Below are 5,020 nucleotides of genomic sequence, written 5' to 3'. Positions count from 1 at the left end.
CGGCGCCTCGGCCGCAGGATCGCCACGTCCTTCATACCGTCCCTGTCGTACCCGAGAAGGAAACAATGACCCCTTCACAGCCCCAAGAACCGCAGAGAACCCCTGACCGGGCCGGCCCGTCGGCGCAAGGACCGGACGCCCCCGTGGCCCGGACCGCCGAGGCCGGCGAGGCGACCGGGGCCGCATCGCCCCCCGCAGCCCCGGCCACCCCGGAGGAGCCGACGGCGCCGGCCACCGCCGCCCTCCCCGTTCCAGACGCCACCGGCGAGGCCGTGGAGGAGCCGGAGGCGACCGGTGCCGGGGCCGCTCCCGACCTCGCTGCCGCTCCCGAACCCGGTGCCGGGGAGGCGGGGACCGCGGCCGCGTCCGGCAGGGAGGAGCCGGAGGAGGCCGAGGCGGCCCCCGCGGGGATGCCCGAGCCGGCGGCGCCCGCCGCCCCCGCGGGACGGCCGCACAAGAGCCTGCTGGCCGGCGCCGCCATGGTCGGGGCACTGCTGCTGGCCGTGCCGTTCCTGGTGGGCGGCGATGACGACGGCAGCCGCGCCCAGGCGGCCGGAGCGACCCCCGGTACCGTGCTCGGCGGCCCCGGCGAGGACGGTTACGGTGCCATCGGATCGGCGTCCCCGACCACCGGAGCCGGACCTGCGGCGCGCGGCACGTCCGGCAAGGACTCCGGGTCGCACGACACCGGGCGCCCGGACACGCACGCCCGGGCCGGCAAGGTCACGTCCACCGGTGGAAAGGGCGCGCAGGGCGGCAACGGCGCCAAGCACACGAGCGCCGGGAAGTCGACCGGCCACACCACGGGCGGCCAGGCCGGCGGTTCCACGTCCGGGAAGACGGACACCACCAAGACCACCTCGGACAACACCCCGTCCGGCACGAGCGGCAAGACGTCGTCCGACGGCGGTACCGTGACGCCCCCGGGCGTCTCCATCCGGAGTTACGCCTCCGGCCGCTGCATCGACGTCACGGGCTCCGGGGGCGACGGCACACCGCTGCAGATCTGGGACTGCACCGGGGCCTCGCAGCAGACCTGGCGGTTCATGAACGACGGCACCGTGCGCGCGCTGGGCCTGTGCATGGACGTCGCCTGGGGCGCCACCGGCAACGGCGCGGTGATCCAACTGGCCAGGTGCAGCGGCAACCCCGCCCAGCAGTTCCGGCTCAACGCCGCGCACGACCTGGTCAATCCGCAGGCTGACAAGTGCGTCGACGTGAAGGACCGCGGCACCGGCAACGGCACCCGGCTCCAGCTGTGGGACTGCAACGGCGCGAGCAACCAGAAGTGGAGCGCGGGCTGACCGACCGTACTCCCCCTCCCCGAGGCCCTTGCTGACGACGTCCGAGTGAAGGATCGACATGACCGCGTCACAGCTGCGGGAACTCGTCGAGTTCGCCCGCCGCGACTCCCCCTACTACCGGAACCTCTACGCGCAGGTCAGGACGGACGGGAACCTGCGCCTGGAGGACCTCCCCGTCATCGACCACTCCGGCTTCTGGGCAGCCAACACCACGGAGAACAACCAGGTGCTGACCGGCCGCCAGCTGGAGGGCGTCGTGTTCCGGACGGGCGGCACCACCAGCCGCCCCAAGCTCACCGTCTTCACCCGTGCCGAACTGCACGCCATGGCACGGCTGTGGGCGGACGGGTGCACGGCGGCCGGCCTGCGTCCCGGCGACCGCGTCGCCAACCTCTTCTACGCCGGTGAGCTCTACGCGAGTTTCCTGTTCAACACGCTCGCCCTCCAGGAGTCCTCCGTTCCCGCCGTGCACCTGCCGATCGCGGGCAGCCCCGCACCCGAGGTCGTGGCGGAGACGATGGCGGAACCGCGGGCGACCGTCGTGCTGGCCACACCCACGACCCTCGCCCGCGTCGCGGCGCACTTCGTCGCCCGAGGGGAGTCGCTGGCGTCCGTCCGCCTCTTCCTGTTCAGCGGTGAGGCCTTCCACGCGGATCAGCGGCCGTTGCTCACGAAGGCGTTCCCCCGCGCGGACATCCGCTCGCTGGGGTACGCGTCCGTGGACGCCGGTGTCCTCGCCGCCCCGGTCGGGGGAGAGCCGGACACGCGGGTGCACCGCGTGCACCGGCCGCACAAACTGGTGGAGATAGTCGACGAGCACACCGGCGAACCGATCCGGGAGCCGGGCCGGCCGGGGCTGGTGCTGGCGACCGATCTGGTCCGGCGCCTGATGCCGGTCATCCGTTACCCCGTGGGCGACGTGGCGGAGTGGGTGGACCAGGAGGACGGGCGCTTCCGCCTGCTCGGGCGCTCCGAAACGGGTGCGAGGCTCGGACCGATGACCGTCTACCTGGAGGATCTGCGGGCCGTGGTCGACGAGGTGTCGGGCGGCCGGCCGATCTCGGGTATGCAGGCGGTGCAGCGGCGCCGGGACGCCAAGGACGAGCTGGTCCTGCGGATCGCCGGCGAGATCGAGGACCCCGAGCGGTTCGCCGCCCTGGTCGTCGCACGCTTCGACGAGCTCCGCCCGGCCTTCGGTGAGCACGTCGGAGCGGGAATGATCCACCCTCTGACGGTCGAGCACGTTCCGTTGGCGAAACTCGCCGTCAACCCGCGCAGCGGCAAGCTCGTCCGGCTGCTCGACCAGCGGTCCGGCTGAGCGGGAGCGGCTTCCGCCTCCGGTGCCGCCGCCCCGTCGGCGCGGGAGGCGGGCGACGGCGAGCCGACCGGAAGCGGGATGCCGGCCGGAGGCGGGATGCCGGCCGGTCCGCCGTACGGTCGCGGCCGGTCAGCGGCGGAGCCGGGCGGGGCCTGGCTCCAGGGCGGGCAGGGCGGGGTCCATCGGGGTGCACACCGCCGTCACCTCCTCCAGTTGGCGGAAGGAGATGTTCAGCGCGTGCAGAAGGCCCAGGGTCTGGGTGAAATTCCCCGGCCACTGGTTGTTTTCCTCGGCCCTTGTGTAGTCGTCGACGTGCATTCCGATGTCCCGGGCCAGTCTCGCCACGGTGAATTGCCGGGCGAGCCGGAGTTCCGCCAGGGTGCGGGGCTGGTCCATTCCCATCAATTCGATGGTCCGGCACCACAACACGTCCGCCAGAGCGAACAGTTCGCCCTCGGTGGGTCGATGGGTTCCGGTCTCCCAGGCGGCGACCGTGTCGGTATCGACGGGAGTGCCGACCAATTTCATCTGCCGAGCCACGTCGAACGTCGAAATACCCAGGCGCTGCCGCGCCGAGACAGCGGCTGCCGGGCGGAAGGGAGGCCGATCCATTACTCGGTCTTTCCTTAGTGTGGGGGAATGTGCGGGCTTGTGCTCACGGGTGTCGCGTGGTTGCCGCACCCCGGGGCGCACCGTCGACCACGAGGTCGTCCGCGCTCGGTGACCGCCGGGGGGAGGAACCCTGCACGAGACTAGGCCCCAACTACCCTGTGAACGCTCTCAATTGAGGGACATCTGAGCTATTGGTCCTTCGGACTCTGCACGTTCGTACACCGGCACCGCCCCTCCGGCGCCCGCGACGCCCGAGAGGGAACCGGGCCGCTCACCGGCCTCGGGCGGCGGACTCCTCACCGCAGGCGGGAGGAGTGGTCCCGGTCCGCTCGCCGGCCGCCGCGGCCCGGGTGTCCAGGTCCGGTCCCGACGGCAGCATGGACAGCAGCGGAGAGGGCAGCGCGACCGCGTCCCCCTCCCCGTACCCCAGCGCCTTCAGCGCGTCGCCGGAGGTCACCCGGTACTTCACGCCGTCCTCGGCCACGAGGTACGCCGTGCCGCCCACCGCCGTGCCGCCCGCGCCCAGCGTGCGCACCAGGGCCGCGTGGCCCGGCCGGACCACCACGGCGTCCACCGGCAGGCACGCCGCCGCCGACTCGCCGGGCGCCGGCTGGGCCGCGGGGGCCAGGCCGTCCCGGCTCACCAGGACGGTGCTGACGCGTACCACCCCGTCCACGGCCTGCACCCGGGCGCAGGCCGTGAGGCCGTCCGGCACGCCGGTGACCCGGGGCGGGGAGTCCGGGAGCCCCGCCGAGCCGGACGACCGGACGCCGGGGGCGAGGTGGTCCCGGAGCAGGTCCGCGCCCAGCGGCTCGGCCTCCGGAGAGCGGCCGCCGTAGGCCTTCTCCCGGGTCGCCGGATCCCCGAGGACCAGCGCCGCCCCGGTGGCCGTGAGCGGGGTCAGGCCCTCCTTCCGCAGCTGGTAGTACTTGGGGTCCGAGCCGGGCACCCGCACCACGTACACCCGGCCGACCGTGCCGCGTGCGCCGCCCAGCGACGGCCCGGCGTCGCCACGGCCGGGCACGGCGGGCGGGGCGAGGTCGGGGCCGGGGACCATCGCGTCCAGGAACGCGGCGGACACCGGTCGCGGTGTGACCGAGCCGTAGCCCAGGGAGACGGCCGCGCCGGAGGCCCGGTCCAGCCGGAGCCGGCTGCCCCGCCAGACCAGGTAGGTCGTCCTGTCCGGACCGCTCACCACGAGCGCCTGGTCGTCGGCCATCGGCCGGCTCGGCACGGGCGCGCCGGCGACGAGGGTGGTGAACGTGGCCGTGCCGGACGCGCCGGACGTGGTGGCCGTGCCGGACGTGCCGGACGTGGTGGAGCGGGGGGCCGAGCAGACGTGCCAGGCGCCGCCGTCCAGGTCCTTCGCGCTCGGCACGGAGTCCGGGGCCCCCGGTATGCCGACCGGGGTTCCGACGGGCGTGCCGCGCAGCGAGGCGGCGCGCACGTCGGTGGTCTTCAGGTCGCCCGCGCCGATCAGCAGGGCGGAGGCGTAGTTCCGCACCGGCCTGAGGCGGCCGTCGAGGTACAGATAGCGGCCACCGGTGTCCCGGTTGACGATCAGGGTGTCCGAGGCCCGCCACGAGTCGTCGCCGCCGGGCGAGATCAGCCCGTACACCACCGCACCGGCTCCGACCAGCGCGGCGACGAGGACACCGACGGCAGCGCCCCGCGTGGTGCGGGCCAGCGGGCTCTCCGGGGCGTCCGGGTCGGCGAGCAGCATGCCGGAGGTGAGCCTGCCGATGGCGAAGGCATGGGCCTGGACCTGGTCGCGCTTGGACTGCAT

At 74.0% G+C, this 5,020-nt stretch carries 4 protein-coding genes; 2 read left to right on the top strand and 2 right to left on the bottom strand.

The window, feature by feature from the left end:
- The first annotated feature begins 143 nt into the window (after positions 1-143).
- Together VKA29_RS21250 and VKA29_RS21245 are read left to right on the top strand one after the other, a co-directional pair.
- A complete protein-coding gene (locus VKA29_RS21250; protein WP_324787469.1) occupies positions 144-1,304 on the top strand; it encodes an RICIN domain-containing protein in 1,161 nt (386 codons plus the stop codon).
- 58 nt (positions 1,305-1,362) lie between these two features.
- A complete protein-coding gene (locus VKA29_RS21245) occupies positions 1,363-2,622 on the top strand; it encodes a phenylacetate--CoA ligase family protein (RefSeq protein ID WP_324787468.1) in 1,260 nt (419 codons plus the stop codon).
- Between the two features lie 129 nt (positions 2,623-2,751).
- Here VKA29_RS21245 and VKA29_RS21240 read toward each other — a convergent pair whose 3' ends face one another.
- On the bottom strand, positions 2,752-3,234 hold the full coding sequence (locus VKA29_RS21240; protein WP_324787467.1) for a helix-turn-helix transcriptional regulator: 483 nt from the start codon (positions 3,232-3,234) through the stop codon (positions 2,752-2,754).
- Positions 3,235-3,505: 271 nt separating this feature from the next.
- The gene (eccB, locus tag VKA29_RS21235; RefSeq protein ID WP_324787466.1) at positions 3,506-5,020 is read right to left on the bottom strand and encodes a type VII secretion protein EccB; all 1,515 of its coding nucleotides are present in this window, start codon (positions 5,018-5,020) and stop codon (positions 3,506-3,508) included.

This window comes from Streptomyces sp. H51, assembly GCF_035656535.1.
Classification (GTDB): domain Bacteria; phylum Actinomycetota; class Actinomycetes; order Streptomycetales; family Streptomycetaceae; genus Streptomyces.
The sequence above is the reverse complement of the archived record's forward strand: the minus strand, read 5'-3'. Positions and strand labels throughout refer to the sequence as shown.

Coding starts and splice junctions, on each gene's coding strand:
- eccB (WP_324787466.1), bottom strand. CDS start 5,020: ATGCAGTCCAAGCGCGACCAGGTCCAGGCCCATGCCTTCGCCATCGGC.
- VKA29_RS21240 (WP_324787467.1), bottom strand. CDS start 3,234: ATGGATCGGCCTCCCTTCCGCCCGGCAGCCGCTGTCTCGGCGCGGCAG.
- VKA29_RS21245 (WP_324787468.1), top strand. CDS start 1,363: ATGACCGCGTCACAGCTGCGGGAACTCGTCGAGTTCGCCCGCCGCGAC.